Raw genomic sequence first — 18,668 nt, 5'->3', positions numbered from 1 at the left:
GCCGCAATCCTGCCACCGCGACCCGTCTCGAAGCGCGAGAAAGTATCACCACGGCGAAGCACCGGAACCCGTAGCCGGAGAAATTCGCAGACCCCACGGTCTAGGCGGCTCGGGGGGGAGGGGGTGCCCGGGGGGTGTCAGGGCGTGGCGGTGTTGATGCTGATGCGGGCGATGGCTTCGGGGTGGACGAATCCGAATCCGACTCGCGCGACGGCGCGGACGGCGACGCGGTCGCTGGTGAAGAACGCCGAGGTGTCGGTGGTGACGGTGGCGTCCTGCCGGACGATGGTGTAGACGCGGTCCTTCGGGAGGCCGAAGACGGTTCCGACGGGGATGCTGGGGGATGCGACGAGGCGGATTCCGAACAGGGTTCGGGTGTCGGGGCGGGCGTCGCCGACGCCGAGGATGGGCATGTTGGAGCCGGTCGCGGTCTTGATCGTGGACAGGGTGGCGATGTCCTGGGGGTTGGCTGCCCAGGTGTCGATGCGGGCACCGCGGGTCTCGACGAGGGAGATCGCGTCGGTGAATACGTCGAAGCTGTTGAGGGTCGAGGAGACTGCCACGGCGGTGATCTCGGATGCGTTGAAGCTGCCGAGTCCGGCGGGTGCCGGCGCGGGCAGGTTCCCGAAGAACGCGGCGTCGAGCTTGCGTGCGATGTCGCGGACGAGGCCGGCGCCGATGGCCTCGACTGCGGCGGGGCTGCTGTCGGCTGCGAGCTCGGAGGTGACCACGGTCAGGCCGGCGATCTTGGGTGGGGTGACGGTGACCTCGTCGACTTCCAAGTCGCTGACGGGGATCTCCTGGCCCTCGTTCACCCACGCGGCGGAGGGGTCCTTGGTGACGCGGGGCGCGCGCCACGTCGAGGAGCCGATCGGCACGACGGTGGTTGCGACGTCGAGTGCCGCGGATGCGAGGGCGGGCAGGACGACGAGCTGGTGTACCTGTTCGGGGGTGAGGATGCTCGTGGTGTTGGCGCGGGTGTTGGTCATGGCTGTGCCTCCGAGGTGTGTGTGGCGGGTGCTGCTCTCCTCACCGCGGAGCTGCTGCTCGACGCGGGAGTGGCCCTCGGGGCCGGCCGCGCGTTCGCCCGCCTGCCCTCCGCGATAGGCGGGCGAACGCATTTCCGATTGTACGCGTGTCTGGCTATCTCCTACCCGCGTCGCATGACGTCGGCCCACGTTGGTGCGCTGGTCGTGGCGCCGCGGCGTCCGGCGCCCATGTCGGGATATCTCGGTGGCGGGGTGGCGAGGCCGGGTCGGGTTTCGATGAGGGCGGCGACAGCGGTCTCGACGAGGGCCGGGTCGACGTCGCCGTTGTCGTCGAGGACGTCGTCGAGGTCGACGTCGCCGACGTCCCACAAGTCCTTGCCGATGGCGAGCCGGCTGCTTGCGATCCGCTCGGCCTCAGCGCGCTGCATGTGCTCGAGGCGGGCGGCGAGGCGGTCGCGTTCGGCGGTGACCGCGGCGTTCTGTTCCTCGGCCGCCCGGAGCTGTCGGCGACGTGTGGCGGCCTCGCTGTCAGGGTCGCGGCGGCGGTGGCGCCGGGCGTTGTCGTCGGTCTCGTCGTTGTCGGTAGCGTCGGTGACCTCGTCGTGGGCGAGGTCGTCCTCTGGTTCGGTCGTGGCTGCCTGGTCAGTCATCGGTCTCGGTCTCCTCGGGGTCGGTGGGGCAGCGGAGCATGTCGGCGCGGAACCCGGCGATCCAGTCGCGGCCACCGTCCTGGCCCAGCAAATTCGCCAAGATGACGACTGCCGCGTTGGCCTGGGCGAGGCCCTCGGCGAGGGTTTCGGGTCGGAGGGTTTCGACGGCGGACGCGTCACCATCGAGGGCGGCCTCGACCGCGCCCAGGAGGCAGAGCGTCGCGGACCGGACGTCCTCCTCGGTGATGGTGTCGGGGCCGGTGAGCCGGACGAACGAGCCCGTCATCGCCTTGATGAGGTCGGGCAGGCACTCGGGGCGGATGACGTCGAGGAACAGGTCGGTTGCTGTGTCACCGTTGGCGCGGGTCGCGCGGATGAGGTCGCGGGCGAGGGTCGCCACGGCCGTGGGATTCGTGGTCATGCTGTCTCCGATCGGTTGATCTTGCGGTGGTGCTGACGCCGCGCGGCGCGGCGGGTTCGGGAGTCGCTGAAGTCGACGCCGCCCCGTACTCCCCATGAGCACTGCTCCTCGATGGCCGCGGCCCGGCACAGGTCGAGGACGGGGCATCCGGCGCATAGTCCGCGGGCGGACTCCCGTTCGTCGCGGTCCTCCGAGATGAAGCGTTCGTCGCCTTGACGGAGGACGTACTGGCAGGGGGTCTTCCGGCCGGCGGCGGCGAGGCGGTCGAGGTCGCTGGCGAGTAGTTGGGTGGCTGACACAAATGACGGGACTGACGAAAGGCGCGATTTTGTCGGTTCTGTCATTTCCGTCAGGCCTCCCATGTGGCCGGGTGGACGCGGTACGAGGGCGATGGTGGGCGACCTCGGGTGCCCGGCTCCCTGGTGATCTCCACGGGGATCAACCACCCGGCATCGACCAAGCGGTTAAGGGCCGGCGCCATGTCGGCTTTCGTGCGGAACTTCTGCGCGACCCGCATTAGGTCTCGTTCAGTGACCTCCTCTGCGCCAAGACCACGGGTCCGGTCCAGGAGGTAGACCGCGTTCAGGGTGTCCTCGTCGGCACCCATCTCACGGAACACGGCCCGCGCCTGGTCGAGGTAGTAGCGGCCGATGGCGGTGGCGCGGTCGAACGTGTCACCCGAGACAGGCACTCGGATGGCGTCCTCGGCGTCGTGGGTCGCGAGGTGGAGGAGGCCGGCGATCCGGGTCACCGCACCGACGAACTTGGAGCCCCAATCCGTCATGTGTCCGAGCGAGCCGGTGCGGGGGTCGAGCTGGGGCTCGATCTCCTCCATGAGGCGCACCAGGGCCTCACGCGCCTCGGTCGACATGGTCAGGACGGCCGGGTCTCCCGCCCACTGGTGCAGGTCCATTGCCATCTCGCGGATCCTGTCGTTGTAGGCCTCGAGGACGGTCGCGGGGACAGGCGCGGCATCTGCACGGCGGTGGCCGACCCGGGAGACCGGCCGGGCGTACAAGAACCGTGCCGTGAGGCCTCGACCGCGGAAGGTGCGGTTCTGTCCGATGGCCCGGATGACGTCCGGTTGCACCATCAACCCCATGCTCAGCGCGGGTCGGCGGATGAACTCGGGGGCGCGTCCGCGTCGGTCCACCTTGAGCGTGTCACCCGCGTGACCTTTGAGAAAAACGTCAAGGTTGGGCACGTTGGAGTAGCGGCCGGCGATGGTGTCGAACACGCCGCCCTCGGCGGACACGATGGCCAGTCGGCCACGCTGCTCGGCGAGGAGGCCGGCGACGGCCTCGGGGGTGACGTCGTCGGCGAGGAGGCGTGGCAGGGGTGGCACGTCGATGGATTCCGCCGCCATCGTCGCCGAGATGGCCTCGGCCAGTGCCTTGTCGCGTTCGGCACCGCTGGCCTTGCCTGCCGTGCTCCGAGCGTTCTCGGCGGCCCTGATGGCGATGTCGCGGGTCGTGGTCGCCTCCTGCCGGGCGATCTCCCCGTCCGAGACAAGAACCTCCTCGGCGTCCAGCAAGGGCGCGGTCATCATGGCCTGCACGGCGGATTTCCGCTCGCCGGGCTCGGCAATGGTGGCGGTGAACAAGCACAGAGGTTCACGCCACCCGGTGCGGGGTTCGATCTCGGCCTGCCCGCCGGCCATGGCGGCGAGGACAGACAGCGCCGACGTTCCGGTCATCGCGACGTCGGTCTGGGTAGCCTCGGCGACGGCGTCGACCATCTCGGCCAGGAACGTGGGCAGAGCTGACGTCGGGAACGTCGCGGTGGGCTTGGCGTGCATGAGCGGTGTCGGGTCGTCGAGCATGAGCGTGGTCACGATGCCCTCCCCACGCGGGCCCGGGCGATCCCGGCTCGCTCGCGCTCGGCAGCTCGGGCCCTGAGCTCGGCGTCCGAGCCGTTCATGCTCGTGATCTCGGGACCGTCCGCGATGCTTCGCAGGTCGGTGGCGAGGGCGCGGTGCGCGGCGTCAGCGGCCCGGTCGGCGCGGCCGTCGTGGTACCCGGTCGCGTAGCCGGCCGACCATGCGTCGGCCGTTCGGGCGAGCACCTCGTCGAGGTCGGCCTGGTATCCGGGGCCGCGGTCGGCGGGGACACGCTGCACCAAGTCACCGGTAAACTGGTGACGCGAGATGTGGTGCGTATGGGGCATGTTGGTCTCCTCGCGCGGCCCGGGTCGAGGGGACCCGGGCCGCGTTGCGTCCGGGGTCAGTGGGAGTCCTGCGCGAACGTCTCGTCGATCCATGCGTCGACGTCTGCGGCGCGCCACCAGCGCCGCTTTCCGAGGCGGACCGACGGCGGGCCGGTCCCATTCGTCGTGAGGACGCGGATCTGCCGCACCGGAATCCCGGTGCGCGCCTCTACGCCTTCGATCGTCAGAAGTGCGGGCTGCTGCTCGGCCATGCGTCCACTCCGTCCCTATTTGAGTCAACATTGTGGTGACTCTTGTTGCCTGATGCAGACTGTAGACGCTCCAACTCGAATGTGCAAACCGTGCGCTATCGTTCACTCATGCAGCAATCAGAATGGCCCCGATCCTGGACACGACGGATCGGCGCAGAGATCGCCCGCCTCAGGAAGGAGGAGGGGCTGAGCCAAACCGACCTCTGCGAGAGGTGTGCTGGCTTTGGATTCCCGATCGTCCGGAACACGGTCGTCGGACTGGAGACGGGCCGCAGAGAGGGGATCACGGTTCACGAGCTGGTCGTCATCGCACGCGCGCTCTCGGTATCCCCTGCGGAACTGCTGTTCCCCGGGGCGAAGGACGGACCGCAAGATCGAACGGACCCCGAAGACGGCGAGGCTCAGATCGAGTACATGCCAGGCGTCACCATGCCGGCGTCGGCCGCATGGAAGAACTTCCACGGCCGCAGCTCTCCGGCGTCGGTACGACTCGTCCAGGCGAACATCCAAGTGAGACGCGCAGCGGAACTGCTCGACGGCCTGGTCCAAGAGCAACGAGAGAGCGACAAGGCCAGTGGCTAGACCCCCGTTGCCGATCGGTGAGGCCGGCGCCGTCAACGTTCAGGAGACGTCGCCGGGCCGGTTCCGTGCCCGGTGCCGCGTACGCGACCAGGACGGCAAGGTCCGGCAGGTCGCGAAGTTCGGGGCGACGGAGAAGGAAGCACGTAAGGAACTGGACGCCGCACTCAAGACGCGCCGGCCGCCCACGGGCACGATCCGCGACAACACGCGCGTGAGCGAGCTCGCCTCGCAGTGGCTTGCGCGGGTGCGGCTGGACGGTCAGCGGGCGCCGTCGACCGTCGCACGGTACGAGTGGATCGTGGAACGCATCATCACGCCGCGGGTCGGTGAGGTGCGCGTCGGGGAATGCACGCCGGCACGCCTGGACGACTTTGTTGACGCCGTACGGGACGGGCATGGTGTGGCGACGGCCCGGACGACGCGGGCGTGTCTGTCGATGATGCTGGGCCTGGCCGTGCGGCACGGCGCCCTGGACACGAATCCCGTGCGCGAGCTGTCGTCGCTCCCCAAGAAGACGGACCCGGCGCGTGCCCTGACCGACGTCGAGGCAGCAGCGCTGCTGGCAGGGCTACGCAAGGACACGATCACCCGCGAGCACGACCTCGTCGACCTCGTCGTCTTCATGCTGGGCTCAGGAGTGCGCCTCGGGGAGGCGTGCGCGCTGCTCGAGGAGGACGTCGACCTCGACGACGGCACGGCGACGATCCGCGCGACCCAGACGCACAAGGGTCGGCAGGAGCGGACGAAGTCGAGGGCCGGCACGCGGACCATCGCGCTGCCCGATGCCGTGGTGCTGATGCTCAGGGATCGAATCGCGGACCCCCGCATCCGAACCGACGTCGCACTGTTCCCGTCGCCGCTGGGTCGGCCACGCGACCCGAGCAACACGTCGTCTCACCTGCGTCGCGCGTTCGACCGGGCCGGGTTTCCGTGGGTCCACAGTCACACCCTGCGGAAGACCGCGGCGACCAGGATGGACGCGGCCGGGATGACCGCGCGGGACATCGCGGACCACTTGGGTCACTCGATGCCGTCGATGACGATGGACGTGTACCTGGGTCGTGGTGTGGCGAGTCGAAAGGCTGCAAAAGCCCTTGCGATGCCGCTAGAGTGATTCCGGGCAGTAAACGTGTAGCGACACCCTTAAACACCTGGCCCGGGTGGGGGTGTCTGACCAGGTCAGAGAGCTGGAGATGGGACTCGAACCCACAACCACCTGTTTACAAGACAGGTGCGCTACCGATTGCGCCACTCCAGCGTGCGAGCCCGAACCTCGGCGCGGGCAGCGCTTGATCATTCTACCGGTTTCTCGACGTCCGTTCACACGTCCGATCCCACACGCCCTCAAGGGGATTCAGCAGCCGACGGGCCCGCGACCAGCGGCTTTGGCGCGCAGAGTCCGAATCGTTGCGTTTCAGGATGCATCCGAGCGGGTATTGCGAGGCATGCTGTAGACGAGTCGGCAACCGTCGACCCGGCCGCTCCCTTGGGAGCGCACCCCCTGAAAGGAGACCATCATGGTTGGCCTCGGAATTGTTCTGGTGATCGTGGGCTGGTTGGTGAAGATGAACATCCTCACCTCCATCGGGGTGCTGCTGATCATCGTCGGCTTGATCCTCAACTTCGTCCCGATCGGCGGCGCCCGCCGCAGGGTCTGGTAGACCTCGGGCAGCGATATCGCAGCGCTCGCCCGGTGATCGGCGCCCACGCCGATCCCGGGCGGGACACGACGAAGGCCCGGTTCCTCTGTGGAGGAACCGGGCCTTCGTCGAATGCGGTACGACTCAGCCGCGCACGATCTTCCAGGCACCCTTGAGAGTGGCGCCCGAGAGGTAGCTCGCGCCGGTCTGGCGCTGGCCGAGGTGACGCTGGGTCTTGCGCACGGTCTCCGGGCCGACGATGCCGTCGACGCGGGCACCGACCGCGCGCTGGAGCTTGCGCACCTGGTTGCGCGTGGGCATCGGCGCGTTGGACGCACGCTGCACGCTGCGCGAGGCCGCCTTGGTCGCGACACCGCCGCCGGCCGCGAGGCCGTTGGAGCGGTTCAGGCCCGCGCGCTTGCTGCAGACCGGCCACGCGCCCGGACCCTGCATGCGCAGCAGGTTCTTGGCGGTCGCGATCTGCTCGGCCTTGCTGGCGTGGTGCGGCAGGGCCGCGTGACGGTGGCCGCCGGCGGCGCGCCAGCTGCCCTTCGAGAACTGCAGACCGCCGTAGTAGCCGTTGCCGGTGGCGATCTTCCAGTTGCCACCGCTCTCGCACGCGGCGACGCGGTCCCAGACGTTGCCGCCAGCGGCCTGAGCGGAGGGCGCGCCGGCGAACATGCCGCCGACGATGGTGGCGCCACCCAGAAGAGCCGTCGCGAACGTGCGGCGGGCCTTCGAGGCAGGACGGGCAGCGCGGTGCTTGGCGTTGTAATGCATGTGGATGGTCGAATCCTCTCCTGACGGCGCCTGTGGGGTTAGCTGTCGGGTTCGGGCGTCAGGTTGCCCGGCCGAAGTTCTCGGCTTCACCCCAAGGCCGTCTCTCGACGGCCGGGCCGGATCACGGCCACTGGGTCCCCCACCTTCGTCTGCCCGGCGTGAACCGGCGGTGACGCCCTCTGACGAAGCTCGGCGCGAGGGCGCGCAGATGTATGGATGAAATGTGCAGTTGGTGTCGGGCCCCCGAGGACAGGACCATGAACCTGTCGGCCAAACGTTGGCGACTCTAGGCCAGAGATGACACCTGAGCAATGCCTGAGTCACGGTTGGGCAACGAATCGATCACGGCATCATCGCCGCCTCCGCGCGTCGTCGCACGTCACGAACACCGAGAACCATCCTGAACCGTGATCAATACGTGACCAAGGCAACATGGACGCATGATCGGGACGGTCCTCCGCCGCACCGGATCACAGGCCCAGGCCGCGCACCGCGGCCGGGATGAGCCGCCGCAGGCCGTCCAGGGGCCACCACGACAACTCCCAGCCGCTCGACTGCGTGAGCAGGCCGAGGATCACGGCGGTCGCGAGAAGGCCGGCGACGGCGATCATCGCCCCCGGGCGACCCGGAGCGACTCCACGCACGAGGGTCCGCGAACCCCGCCGCATGGTCGTGCTCCCCGGCCCCCACCACGCGACGACCAACGCCGCGGCGGCCCCGAGCATGATCGTCGTCGGCAACCCCACCGGAAGCCCCCCGACGTCACCGGCGACAGCACGCAGACCCACGATGATCCCCGCGCCCACGAGCAGCGGCAGGATGCCCGCCACCAGCGCCGATACCGCCGACCCGAGCAGATGCCAGGGGCTACCGAGAGCGGCGAGCGGCAGGTCGGTGTCGCGCCGCCCGCGCTCGGCACGCCGGAGGGCGACCGACGTGATGAGGCGATCGACGAAGCGCGCGAGCCACGACCACCCGAGCGCGACGATCAGCCCGAGACCCGGCAGATACGCCGTGAGCGCGACGAGCACCGATCCGAGGGCGATGAGCGTGCCGGTGCGGGCCGGCCGGGGGCGCGGAACCGCGACGGCCCCGTGTCCCGGTTGCGCCATCGCGCCCGGGCCTCCGGGGGCGGGCGCGGGCCAGTTTCCGGGCGAGCGAGGAGCACCGCCGGGGCCGGACCAGCCGTCCGCTCGCTGCGGCGGCGTTCCTCCCCGCGGCGCGAACCACCCGCTCGACGGCGGCCGACCACCCCCCGACCACTCGCGATCCGCAGGCGCGGTGGGTGCCGGTGGTGCGGCGCTGAACCCGGCGTACGGCTGCTGCACCGGCGGAGTCGCCGGTGCCGGGACGGCCGGCATGACCCGTGTCGAGACCACCGGATGCACGGCCGTGGCCGCATCGTCGGGTCGAGGCGCGTGCCGCTCATCGAGACCCGGCGACGCACCTCGAGCCGGCCGCTGCCACCAGGCCGTCGGTGCGGGCCGCGCGTCCGAACTCCGGTCACCGACGGGCGCGGTGACCGCCTGCGTGGGCGGCGCGAGCGACGCGGCATCGGATGCACGGCCGGATTCCTCCGCGATCGCCTCCGTCGGCGCAGCGGGGGGAGGCGAGGCGGGCGGGTCGGTGAGGAACCGGCGCATCTCGTCCAGCCGCGGCCGGCGGGCGGGGTCGGGGTCGAGCGCAGCCCGCAGCATGTGGGCGAGGCCCGGCTCCACTCCCTGCAGGTCAGCGGCGCCGCGGCGCACCCGGTCGAGCACGGCCTCGGTGCGTCCCGTTCCGTAGGGAGGTCGCCCGGTCGCGGCGAACGCGAGTGTGGCCGCGTACCCCCACAGGTCAGTGGCGACCGAGACGTCCTGGCCGTCGAGCAACTCGGGCGCGAGATAGCCCGGGGTGCCCATGACGAGCCCGGTCGAGGTCAGCCGCGACTCGTCGGTGACGTGCGCGATGCCGAAGTCGATGACCACGGGCGAGCCGTCGGGCATGAGGACGTTGCCGGGCTTGAGGTCGCGGTGGATGACACCCGCCTCGTGGATGGCGGTGAGCGCGTCGACGAGCGTGATGCCGAACTCGCGCAGCGCGGAGCCCGTCAACGGCCCGTGCTCGTGCACCCACACGTCGAGCGCCTCACCGGGCACGTACCGGGTGACGATGTACGGACGCGGGCCTTCGACGTCGGCACCGAGGAACGGGGCGACCGACGGATGATCGACCCGCCGCAGCGTGGCGACCTCCCGCGCGAGCCGTGCGCGGGCCACCCGGTCGTGAGCGACGTGATCGCGCAGCACCTTGACGGCCACGGCGCGCCCCGAGGGATCGACACCGAGGTGGACGATCCCCATGCCGCCCTCGCCGAGCAGGCCGTGGAGTCGGTAGCTCCCGAGGCGTCGGGGCGCGTCCGACTGATCGACCGGCTGTGTGGACACGACACCTCCCGAATGCGTCTCTCGGCGACGCACCTCGTCCTCGCCCGCGTGGCGGGCCTGCTCACCGGGGTCCGAACGGACCCGACATCGGCCCTCCCACTCTACGGACGGGCCGGGTGAACGCCCTGGTGTCGACCTGGCAACAGCCTGTGAGCAGCCCGGACACCGGATTCCCGGGCAGCGGCGTCGTAGCGGATGCGCGGCTGCGGTGCGCCGGCGCGGAGGACCCGCGTGGTTCGCGAACCGCCGAGCGTCGGCGGCTCCGAGCAGGCCGAACGGACCCGTCCGACGTGCCGGCCCGATCTGCCCGAATAGGATGACGACGGACCACTTCGCGACCGCGTAGGAGTTGACCAACGATGAGCGACGATCGCCCCACCTACGACTTCGTCATCGCGGCGAACCGGCTTCCGGTCGACCGCGCCGAGGGCGAGAACGGCACCGAGTGGAAGCGCAGCCCGGGCGGACTCGTGACCGCGATGGACTCCGTCATGCGTGGCCGCGACGGCGCCTGGGTGGGCTGGTCGGGCGAGCCGGGCGAGGCTCCCGAGCCCTTCGACGACTCGGGCATGCACCTGCACCCGGTACCGCTGTCGGCGCAAGAGGTGCGCGACTACTACGAGGGCTTCTCCAACGACACCCTGTGGCCGATCTACCACGACGTCATCGTGCCGGCGACGTTCCATCGCCGCTGGTGGGCCGCGTATCGCACGGTCAACCAGCGGTTCGCCGACGAACTCGCCAAGGTCGCCGCCGAGGGCGCCACCGTGTGGGTCCACGACTACCAGTTGCAACTCGTCCCGGCGATGCTGCGCAAGCTGCGCCCCGACGTGCGGATCGGCTGGTTCAACCACATCCCGTTCCCGCCGGTCGAGCTCTTCGCGCAGCTCCCGTGGCGCGGCCACATCATCGACGGCCTGCTCGGCGCCGACTTCCTTGGCTTCCAGCGCGAGGACGACGCCTGGAACTTCCAGCGCGCCTGCCGCCAGCTCGAGGGGTACGAGACCGACGGTGACACGATTCGCGTGGACGGCCGCACCGTGCGCGCGGCGGGGCTGCCGATCTCCATCGACTTCGACGGCCTCGACGAGCTCGCCCGCCGCGAGGACGTGCAGCAGCGAGCACGGGAGATCCGCGAGTCGTTCGGCAACCCCGAGGTGCTCCTGCTCGGCGTCGACCGCCTCGACTACACCAAGGGCATCCGCCACCGCCTCAAGGCGTACCACGAGCTCCTGCTCGACGGGGAGCTCACTCCGCCCGACGTCGCCCTCATCCAGGTCGCCGTGCCGAGCCGCGAGCGCGTCGCCGCCTACCAGAACCTCAAGGACGAGATCGAGCTCACGGTCGGCGGCATCAACGGCGACTTCTCCACCGTCGAGGCCACCGCCGTGCAGTACCTGCACCAGTCGTTCGACCGGGCCGAGATGGCGGCGATGTTCCAGGCCGCCGACATCATGCTCGTCACCCCGCTGCGCGACGGCATGAACCTCGTCGCCAAGGAGTACGTCACCTGCCGGCACAACGACGACGGCGCGCTCGTGCTCTCGGAGTTCACGGGCGCGGCCAAGGAGCTCGACGCCGCCTACATCCACAACCCCCACGACATCCGCGGTCTGAAGAACCGCATCGTGCAGGCCATCAAGGACTCCCCCGAGGAGCGCACCCGCCGCATGAAGGCGCTGCGCCAGGCGGTGCGCAACCACGACGTGCAGAAGTGGGCCGGGGAGTTCCTCGACGCCCTGAAGTCTGTGCCGCGCGACGAGGCCCAGATCGAGGCGGGGGCGTGAGCGAGCCGGCGGCCTCGAGGCTCCCGGCGGATCTCGCCGCGCGGCTCGCCGAGGTCGCGACCCTGCCGAGGGTCGTGCTGGCCACCGACTTCGACGGCACCCTCGCGCCGTTCGTCGAGAACCCCCTCGACGCCGCCCCCGTCGACGGCGCGATGGACGTGCTGCGCGCCGCGGCCGCTCTCGACGGAGTCACGGTGGCCCTCGTCTCGGGGCGTGACGTGGACACCCTGCGCACCCTCTCGGGGGCATCCGACGACGTCATCGGCCTCATCGGCTCCCACGGCGCCCAGAGCTCCCGCGACGATCTCGGGGTCGGCGCGATGCTCGACGACGCGGCGCGAACACGTCTTGCCGACCTCGACGAGGCGCTCACACAGCTCTTGACGCGCCATCCGCAGGCCCGCATCGAGCGCAAACCCGCCGCCGTCGTGCTGCACACCCGTGGGCTGCCCGAGGACGCGGCCCGGGCGGCCCTGGCCGACGCCGCCCCACTCGGGGAACGCCAAGGGGTCCACGCGCTCGCCGGCAAGAGCGTCCTCGAACTCGGCGTCGTCGACACGAGCAAGGGGCTTGCCCTGCGGGCCCTGCAGGCCGTCGTGGACGCCGACGCCGTCGTCTACCTCGGTGACGACGTCACCGACGAGAAGGCCTTCGCTCTGCTGCCGGCTGACGAAGGACACGTGACGATCAAGGTCGGCGCCGGGGAGACCGGGGCCACGTACCGCGTCGAATCGATCCCCGACGTCGTCGCGGTGCTCGACGCGTTCGTCGGTCACCGTCGTTCCCACTGAACACGCCATCCCTCCGCCGAGACAGGCGTTTCCACCCCGGCGCCCCCGTCGGGACGGTGCGGCCTCGCGTCACCCGGGCATAGCGACGCCCGCGGTGGGCCCGTACGTCTCACATGCGAGAACCGGTCCTTCACCTGCGCGTCCACATGCCTCGACCGGATGCGATGATGTGCTGGGCGCGCCCCTCCGCGCGCCGACGGTGCACCGCCGCGCCGACTTCACAACGGATCGTCCGGCACGTTCCTGCCGGTGAAGGAAAGGACAACGACGTCATGGCCACGGTCAGGTTCGACAAAGCCACCCGCCAGTACCCGGGTAACGACAAGCCCTCGGTCGACCAGCTCGATCTCGACATCGCCGACGGGGAGTTCCTCGTTCTCGTCGGACCCTCCGGCTGTGGCAAGTCCACGAGCCTGCGCATGCTCGCCGGCCTCGAAGAGGTCAACAGCGGGCGCATCTTCATCGACGACACCGATGTCACCGACCTGTCGCCCAAGGACCGTGACGTGGCCATGGTCTTCCAGAACTACGCGCTCTACCCACACATGACGGTCGCCGACAACATGGGCTTCGCCCTCAAGATCGCGGGCGTCGACAAGGCCGAGATCCGCCGGCGCGTCGAGGAGGCCGCCAAGATCCTCGACCTCACCGAGTACCTCGAGCGCAAACCCAAGGCTCTCTCGGGTGGCCAGCGGCAGCGTGTCGCGATGGGACGCGCGATCGTCCGCGAGCCCAAGGTCTTCCTCATGGACGAGCCGCTGTCGAACCTCGACGCCAAGCTGCGCGTGCAGACCCGCACGCAGATCGCGTCCCTGCAGCGCCGTCTCGGCATCACCACCGTCTACGTCACCCACGACCAGGTCGAGGCCATGACGATGGGCGACCGGGTCGCCGTGCTCAAGGACGGCATCCTGCAGCAGTGCGACACCCCGCGGCGCATGTACGACCACCCCGACAACGTCTTCGTCGCCGGGTTCATCGGCTCCCCGGCCATGAACCTCTTCGACGCCAAGGTCGTCGACGGCGGTGTGCAGTTCGGCTCGGCCGTGTACCCGGTGGACCGGTCCGTGCTCGAGGGCGCGGGCGAGGTCGTCACCCTCGGCGTGCGTCCCGAGGACATGGAGATCTCGTCGGGCCAAGGTCTGCCCGTCGAGATCGACGTCGTCGAGGAACTCGGCGCCGACGCCTACGTCTACGGCCACGTGCAGGGCACCCAGCCGACGGAGAAGCCGATCATCGCGCGCGTCGACGGCCGCACCCCGCCGCAGAAGGGCGAGGTCGTGACCTTCGTCCCCAAGGGCGACCACGTGCACCTCTTCAGCCTCGAGACCGGCGGCCGGCTCGGCGACTGACGCACCGCCCGCTCGAACAGGCGCCTCCACCCCCGCACACCCGCCCCACCGCTCCCCCTCACCCGCTCACACAGGTGCCTCCACCCCGCACGCCGCCTACCGCCCGCTCGAACAGGCGGTTTCACCTCCAGAACCCGCGATCCACACGGGCGAGCGTGGGTGAAAGCGCCTGTTCGAGCGAAACCACCGACCACCTGAGCTCACGCCGGCGCACCCACCCACCGCTCGAACAGGCGGTTTCACCCCCAGGACCCGCGATCCACGCGGGCGAGACCGGGTGAAAACGCCTGTTCGAGCGCACGACGCGGGTTCACACGGTTGCGTCACTCGGCCAGGCATCAGCTCGCCAGGCGATCTGGAGACCACGCCGTGCTCCACGTGAGCACTCCTCGGAGAGGATCCCGGCCGCGTCTGCGACGATGAGGTGATGGCCCTTCAGTTCATGACCTCGCGGGCCGACCCGGCGTTGTTCGATCTGCCGTGGTCGACGCCCTTGGAGGAGTGGGACACCTCCCACCTCGCGGCGCTGCCCCGAGGCATCTCCCGGCACATCGTGCGATTCGTGCGCGTGGGGCGACGCATCATCGCCGCCAAGGAGATCCGCGACGACATCGCAGCCCGGGAGTACGAGATGCTGCGCAACCTGCAGCGACTGGGGCTGCCGACCGTCGTCCCCTTCGGCGTCGTGAGTGGCCGCGCGACGCTGCGCGGTGAGCCGCTCGACGCGATCCTGCTCACCGAGCACCTGCAGTTCTCCCTGCCCTACCGCGCGCTGTTCAGTCAGCGCCTGCAGCCCGACACGGTCATCCGACTGCTCGACGCGCTCGCGGTGCTCCTCGCCCGCCTGCACCTCGCCGGGTTCTGGTGGGGCGACGTGAGCCTGTCGAACACCCTGTTCCGCCGAGACGCTGGCTCGTTCGCCGCGTATCTCGTCGACGCCGAGACCGGTCAGCTCTTCCCCGCCCTCTCCGACGGTCAGCGCGCCCACGACCTCGACATCGCGCGGGTGAACATCGCGGGCGAACTCATGGATCTCGCCGCGGGCGGCGTCATTCCCGAGGACGCCGACCCCATCGACATCTCCGACCGCATCGTCCAGCGCTACACCCAGCTCTGGAACGAGCTCACGGCCCTCGAGCACTTCGAACGCGGAGACCGGTGGCGCGTCGAGGAGCGGGTGCGGCGGCTCAACCAGTTGGGTTTCGACGTCGACGAGTTCGAGATCTCGACGGACCTCGACGGCGCATCGATCCAGATCAAGCCCAAGGTCGTCGACGCCGGCCACCACCGCCGCCGCCTGCTGCGGCTGACGGGGCTCGACGTGCACGAGAACCAGGCCCGGCGGCTCCTCAACGACCTCGATGCCTTCCGCGCCGGCGAGGGACTCGACGACGACGCCGAGGAACTCGCCGCCCACGAGTGGATGCTGCGGGTCTACGAGCCGGTCGTGCGCAACATCCCCGGGGAACTCTCGGCCAAGCTCGAGGACGCGCAGATCTTTCACGAGGTGCTCGAGCACCGCTGGTATCTCTCCGAACGCAGCGGCCGTGACGTGACCACCCAGTGGGCCTTCGCCGACTACCTCGCGCACGTGCTGCCTGAGAAACCCGACGAGAGGTCGGTCGTCGGTGTCGACACCGTGGAGATGCCGGTGATCGCGATGTTCCCGCCGAACGAGAGCTGACTCCCGGCACGCAGACTCGACGCGTCGGGCGTCAGCCCCGCTGCTGCTCCGCGCGGCGCCGGGCGACCTCGTAGAGCGCGACGCCCGTGGCGACCCCGGCGTTGAGCGACTCGACCGCGGCGGCCATGGGAATCGAGGCGATCTGGTCGCAGGTCTCGCGCACGAGCCGTGACAGGCCCTTGCCCTCGGAGCCGACGACGATGACGAGAGGTTCGGTCGCGAGGTCGAGACCCGGGAGCTCGACGTCGCCGTCCATGTCGAGGCCGACGACGAAGTATCCCTGCTTGCGGTAGCTCTCGAGCGCCCGCACGAGGTTCGAGGCCTGAGCGACGGGCACGCGGGCCGCCGCGCCGGCACTGGTCTTCCACGCCGACGCCGTCATCCCGACCGAGCGACGCTCGGGCACGACGACGCCATGACCGCCGAAGGCCGCGACCGAGCGCACGATCGCCCCGAGGTTGCGCGGGTCGGTGATGCCGTCGAGTGCGACGACGAGCGGCACCCCGGGAGTCTGGGGGTCGACGAGCTCGGCCGGATCGGCGTACTCGTAGGCCGGCATCTGCAGGGCGAGGCCCTGGTGGACCGCGCCGTCGGTGAGCCGGTCGAGCTCCCCGCGGGGGGTCTCGAGCATGGGAATGCCGCGCTCCCCCGCCACGCGGATGGCCTCGCGCACCCGGTCGTCGGAGTCGATGCGGCTCGCGACGTAGAGGGTCGTGGCCGGGACCTCGGCCCGCAACGCCTCGACGACCGAGTTGCGGCCCGCGACCATCTCGCTCGTGCGGGCGCCACTCCGTCTTGCTCCCGCCCTGGCCGCCGCACCACCACGACCGGCTCCGTGCGTACCACCCTGTTTGGCCGCCTTGGCCTGCGCGGCGCGCTTGGCCTTGTGCGCCTTGTGGTAGACCCGGTCCTCGGCCTTGGGCGTGGGGCCGCGCCCCTCGAGCCCGCGACGGCGCTGCCCGCCGCTGCCGACGACGGCGCCCTTGCGGGAGGAGCTCTTGCGCGTCGCGCCTCGGCGCTGTGAGTTGCCGGCCATGTCAGTCCCTCGTGGATGTCGTGGGTGTGGACTGCCGAGCGAGCGACCAGCGCGCGCCCTGCGGGGTGTCCTCGACGGCGACGCCCGCCGCGGTGAGTGAGTCGCGGATGGCGTCCGCGGTCGCGAAGTCTCGGTCCTTGCGGGCCGCGGCGCGGGCCTCGATGCGCTCGCGCACGAGGGCGTCGAGCGCCGCCTCGAGACCGGAGTCGCTGCTCGTGCCCCCGCTCCACACGTCGTCGTAGGGGTTGACGCCGAGGACCGATGTCATCGCGAGCACCTGCCGGGCCGCGTTACGGGCGGTCGCAGCGTCGTCGGCATCGAGCGCGGAGTTGCCCGCGCGCACCGTGTCGTGGACGACCGCGAGCGCTCCGGCGACGCCGAGGTCGTCGTCCATCGACTGCGTGAATCCTCGCGGCAGGTCTGCGACGGGCAGCAGCGGCTCGTCGAGCAGGTCGCGGCCGCCGGCGCGTTCGAGGAAACTCTCGATACGGGCGATGGCGGTCTCGGCCTCACTGAGCGAGGAGGGCTGGTACTCCAGCGTCGAACGGTAGTGAGCGCTGCCGATGTAGTAGCGCACGGCGAGCGGACGGGCGACCTTGGTGATCTCCTCGACCGTCATGCCGTTGCCGAGCGACTTGCTCATCTTCTCGCCGGCCGCCGTGAGCCACGCGTTGTGCATCCAGTACCGCGCGAACCCCAGCCCGGCCGCCCGCGATTGGGCCTGCTCGTTCTCGTGGTGCGGAAAGCGCAGGTCGACGCCGCCGCCGTGGATGTCGAAGGTGTCACCGAGGTACTTGCGGGCCATCGCCGAGCACTCCAGGTGCCAACCCGGCCGGCCGCGTCCGTACGGGGTCGGCCAGCTCGCGGTCTCGGGCTCGTCGGCCTTGTGCCCCTTCCACAGTGCGAAGTCGCGCGGGTCGCGCTTGCCGCGGGGATCGGCGTCGGCCGCGGCCTCCATGTCGTCGATCGACTGGTGCGTCAGCGCCCCGTACTCGGGAAAAGACCGCACGTCGAAGTACACGTCACCGCTGCCGTCGGGCGCCGGGTAGGCGTGGCCGCGTGCGATGAGGGCATCGATGAGCTCGACCATCTCGGGGATGTGGCCGGTGGCCCGGGGCTCGTACGTCGGAGGACGGATGCCGAGGGTCTCCATCGCCTGAGTGGTCTCCCGCTCGTGGGCGTAACTCCACGCCCACCACGGCGCGTCGTTCTCGGCCGACTTGCGGAGGATCTTGTCGTCGATGTCGGTGACGTTGCGCACGAGGGTCACGTCGTAGCCGTGGCCGTATTCGAGCCAGCGCCGCAGGATGTCGAAGGCCACCGCGAAGCGCAGGTGCCCGATGTGGGGAGTGCCCTGGGTGGTGAGGCCACAGATGTACATGCCGACCTTGCCCTGCTCGAGGGGGACGAACTCGCGGAGCTCGCGGGCGGCGGTGTCGTACAGGTAGAGACTCACCCGGTCAGCCTACTAGGCGGGCCGTGAGCCGATCGACCGTCGCCGGCCTCCTCGGGCCGTTCGGGCACCGCCGTGGCAGGTGGGTCGAACGGGTGGCACGAGGACGTGCCGGCCGCACTCAGTCGCGGCGCACGACGAGCGCGACCGCGACCGCAGCGACACCCTCGTCACGGCCGGTGAGACCGAGCCCGTCGGTGGTGGTGCCGCTCACCGAGACCGGCGCTCCGCAGGCCTCGCCGAGCACCTGCTGGGCCTCGGCCCGGCGGGTGCCGATCTTGGGCCGGTTGCCGATGACCTGCACCGACACGTTGCCGATCTCGAAACCTGCGTCTCGCACGAGCCGCGCCGCCTCGGCGAGAAGCGCGCAGCCCGACGCGCCGGACCATTCGGGGCGAGACGTGCCGAAGTGGGCGCCGAGATCGCCGATGCCGGCTGCGGTGAACAATGCGTCGCAGGCCGCGTGGGCGGCGACGTCGGCGTCGGAATGCCCCTCGAGTCCCTGCTCACCGGGCCATTCGAGGCCCGCGACCCACATCGGTCGTGGTGAGCTCGCGAACGCGTGCACGTCGGTGCCCACGCCGATGAGAGGCAGGGGCGTGGAACTCGCCCTCTGCCGCCCGGGGTCGGCGTCGCGTTCGGTCGGCATGCCCTCGGCTG

Annotated in this window: 19 protein-coding genes, 1 tRNA gene and 1 riboswitch; of the genes, 7 read left to right on the top strand and 13 right to left on the bottom strand. The window is 70.3% G+C overall.

Annotated elements, in window-relative coordinates; translation table 11 throughout:
- Positions 1-137: 137 nt before the first annotated feature.
- Genes BN1197_RS11140 through BN1197_RS11110 form a run of 7 tightly spaced genes read right to left on the bottom strand, consistent with a single transcriptional unit; the run spans position 138 to position 4,477 of the window.
- Positions 138-1,121: a phage major capsid protein gene (locus BN1197_RS11140; protein WP_052466541.1), complete on the bottom strand. Its 984-nt coding sequence runs from the start codon at positions 1,119-1,121 to the stop codon at positions 138-140.
- 29 nt (positions 1,122-1,150) lie between these two features.
- Complete coding sequence (locus BN1197_RS11135) at positions 1,151-1,639, bottom strand: hypothetical protein (RefSeq protein ID WP_052466539.1); 489 nt, start codon at positions 1,637-1,639, stop codon at positions 1,151-1,153.
- Entirely contained in the window at positions 1,632-2,060 is a 429-nt protein-coding gene (locus BN1197_RS11130) for a hypothetical protein (RefSeq protein ID WP_040159481.1), read from the bottom strand. The genes BN1197_RS11135 and BN1197_RS11130 overlap by 8 nt, the downstream gene beginning before the upstream one ends.
- Complete coding sequence (locus BN1197_RS11125; protein WP_040159479.1) at positions 2,057-2,359, bottom strand: WhiB family transcriptional regulator; 303 nt, start codon at positions 2,357-2,359, stop codon at positions 2,057-2,059. The genes BN1197_RS11130 and BN1197_RS11125 overlap by 4 nt, the downstream gene beginning before the upstream one ends.
- A 50-nt stretch (positions 2,360-2,409) precedes the next feature.
- Positions 2,410-3,894: a YfjI family protein gene (locus BN1197_RS11120; protein ID WP_052466536.1), complete on the bottom strand. Its 1,485-nt coding sequence runs from the start codon at positions 3,892-3,894 to the stop codon at positions 2,410-2,412.
- Positions 3,891-4,226, bottom strand: a complete 336-nt coding sequence (locus tag BN1197_RS11115) for a hypothetical protein (RefSeq protein WP_040159477.1) — start codon at positions 4,224-4,226, stop codon at positions 3,891-3,893. The genes BN1197_RS11120 and BN1197_RS11115 overlap by 4 nt, the downstream gene beginning before the upstream one ends.
- A 56-nt stretch (positions 4,227-4,282) precedes the next feature.
- Positions 4,283-4,477 (bottom strand): helix-turn-helix transcriptional regulator, encoded by a 195-nt coding sequence (locus BN1197_RS11110; RefSeq protein ID WP_040159475.1) that lies wholly within the window; start codon positions 4,475-4,477, stop codon positions 4,283-4,285.
- A 108-nt stretch (positions 4,478-4,585) separates the two neighbouring features.
- On the opposite strand from BN1197_RS11110, the gene BN1197_RS11105 reads away from it, so the two are divergent.
- Together BN1197_RS11105 and BN1197_RS11100 are read left to right on the top strand one after the other, a co-directional pair.
- Positions 4,586-5,059, top strand: coding sequence for a helix-turn-helix domain-containing protein (locus BN1197_RS11105; RefSeq protein WP_052466534.1), 474 nt, complete (start codon positions 4,586-4,588; stop codon positions 5,057-5,059).
- Positions 5,052-6,173 (top strand): tyrosine-type recombinase/integrase, encoded by a 1,122-nt coding sequence (locus BN1197_RS11100; RefSeq protein ID WP_040159473.1) that lies wholly within the window; start codon positions 5,052-5,054, stop codon positions 6,171-6,173. Before BN1197_RS11105 ends, BN1197_RS11100 begins: the two co-directional genes overlap by 8 nt.
- Before the next feature lie 71 nt (positions 6,174-6,244).
- Here BN1197_RS11100 and BN1197_RS11095 read toward each other — a convergent pair.
- A tRNA-Thr gene (locus BN1197_RS11095) sits at positions 6,245-6,317 on the bottom strand.
- A 259-nt stretch (positions 6,318-6,576) separates the two neighbouring features.
- Between BN1197_RS11095 and BN1197_RS17350 the strand changes: the two genes are divergently transcribed.
- Positions 6,577-6,720, top strand: a complete 144-nt coding sequence (locus BN1197_RS17350; RefSeq protein ID WP_176489743.1) for a hypothetical protein — start codon at positions 6,577-6,579, stop codon at positions 6,718-6,720.
- 123 nt (positions 6,721-6,843) lie between these two features.
- Here the strand turns inward: BN1197_RS17350 and BN1197_RS17970 are convergent, their stop codons facing one another.
- The gene (locus tag BN1197_RS17970; RefSeq protein WP_040159471.1) at positions 6,844-7,479 is read right to left on the bottom strand and encodes a transglycosylase family protein; all 636 of its coding nucleotides are present in this window, start codon (positions 7,477-7,479) and stop codon (positions 6,844-6,846) included.
- 10 nt (positions 7,480-7,489) lie between these two features.
- A riboswitch (cyclic di-AMP (ydaO/yuaA leader) is annotated at positions 7,490-7,648 on the bottom strand.
- A gap of 301 nt (positions 7,649-7,949) precedes the next feature.
- Positions 7,950-9,905 carry a serine/threonine-protein kinase gene (locus BN1197_RS11085; protein WP_052466532.1) on the bottom strand — a complete coding sequence of 652 codons (1,956 nt, stop codon included), beginning with the start codon at positions 9,903-9,905 and terminating at the stop codon, positions 7,950-7,952.
- Positions 9,906-10,264: 359 nt separating this feature from the next.
- Between BN1197_RS11085 and BN1197_RS11080 the strand changes: the two genes are divergently transcribed.
- From BN1197_RS11080 to BN1197_RS11065, 4 genes are all read left to right on the top strand, one after another.
- A complete protein-coding gene (locus tag BN1197_RS11080) occupies positions 10,265-11,692 on the top strand; it encodes an alpha,alpha-trehalose-phosphate synthase (UDP-forming) (protein WP_040159469.1) in 1,428 nt (475 codons plus the stop codon).
- Positions 11,689-12,483, top strand: a complete 795-nt coding sequence (otsB, locus tag BN1197_RS11075; RefSeq protein WP_040159467.1) for a trehalose-phosphatase — start codon at positions 11,689-11,691, stop codon at positions 12,481-12,483. Before BN1197_RS11080 ends, otsB begins: the two co-directional genes overlap by 4 nt.
- 272 nt (positions 12,484-12,755) lie before the next feature.
- Positions 12,756-13,835, top strand: coding sequence for an ABC transporter ATP-binding protein (locus BN1197_RS11070; RefSeq protein WP_040159463.1), 1,080 nt, complete (start codon positions 12,756-12,758; stop codon positions 13,833-13,835).
- Between the two features lie 427 nt (positions 13,836-14,262).
- A complete protein-coding gene (locus BN1197_RS11065) occupies positions 14,263-15,519 on the top strand; it encodes a DUF4032 domain-containing protein (protein ID WP_040159462.1) in 1,257 nt (418 codons plus the stop codon).
- A 31-nt stretch (positions 15,520-15,550) separates the two neighbouring features.
- Here BN1197_RS11065 and rlmB read toward each other — a convergent pair whose 3' ends face one another.
- The 3 genes from rlmB to ispF all read right to left on the bottom strand — a co-directional run bounded on the left by rlmB (position 15,551) and on the right by ispF (position 18,657).
- Positions 15,551-16,555, bottom strand: coding sequence for a 23S rRNA (guanosine(2251)-2'-O)-methyltransferase RlmB (gene rlmB, locus BN1197_RS11060; protein ID WP_040159460.1), 1,005 nt, complete (start codon positions 16,553-16,555; stop codon positions 15,551-15,553).
- 1 nt (position 16,556) lies between these two features.
- Positions 16,557-18,011 (bottom strand): cysteine--tRNA ligase, encoded by a 1,455-nt coding sequence (gene cysS / locus BN1197_RS11055; protein WP_040159457.1) that lies wholly within the window; start codon positions 18,009-18,011, stop codon positions 16,557-16,559.
- 118 nt (positions 18,012-18,129) lie between these two features.
- On the bottom strand, positions 18,130-18,657 hold the full coding sequence (gene ispF, locus BN1197_RS17820; protein ID WP_052466623.1) for a 2-C-methyl-D-erythritol 2,4-cyclodiphosphate synthase: 528 nt from the start codon (positions 18,655-18,657) through the stop codon (positions 18,130-18,132).
- Positions 18,658-18,668 lie beyond the last annotated feature (11 nt).

The organism is Mobilicoccus massiliensis, assembly GCF_000826525.2.
Taxonomy (GTDB): Bacteria; Actinomycetota; Actinomycetes; order Actinomycetales; family Dermatophilaceae; genus Mobilicoccus; species Mobilicoccus massiliensis.
Note: the sequence above shows the minus strand (reverse complement) of the source record. Positions and strands in the feature narration are given on the sequence as shown.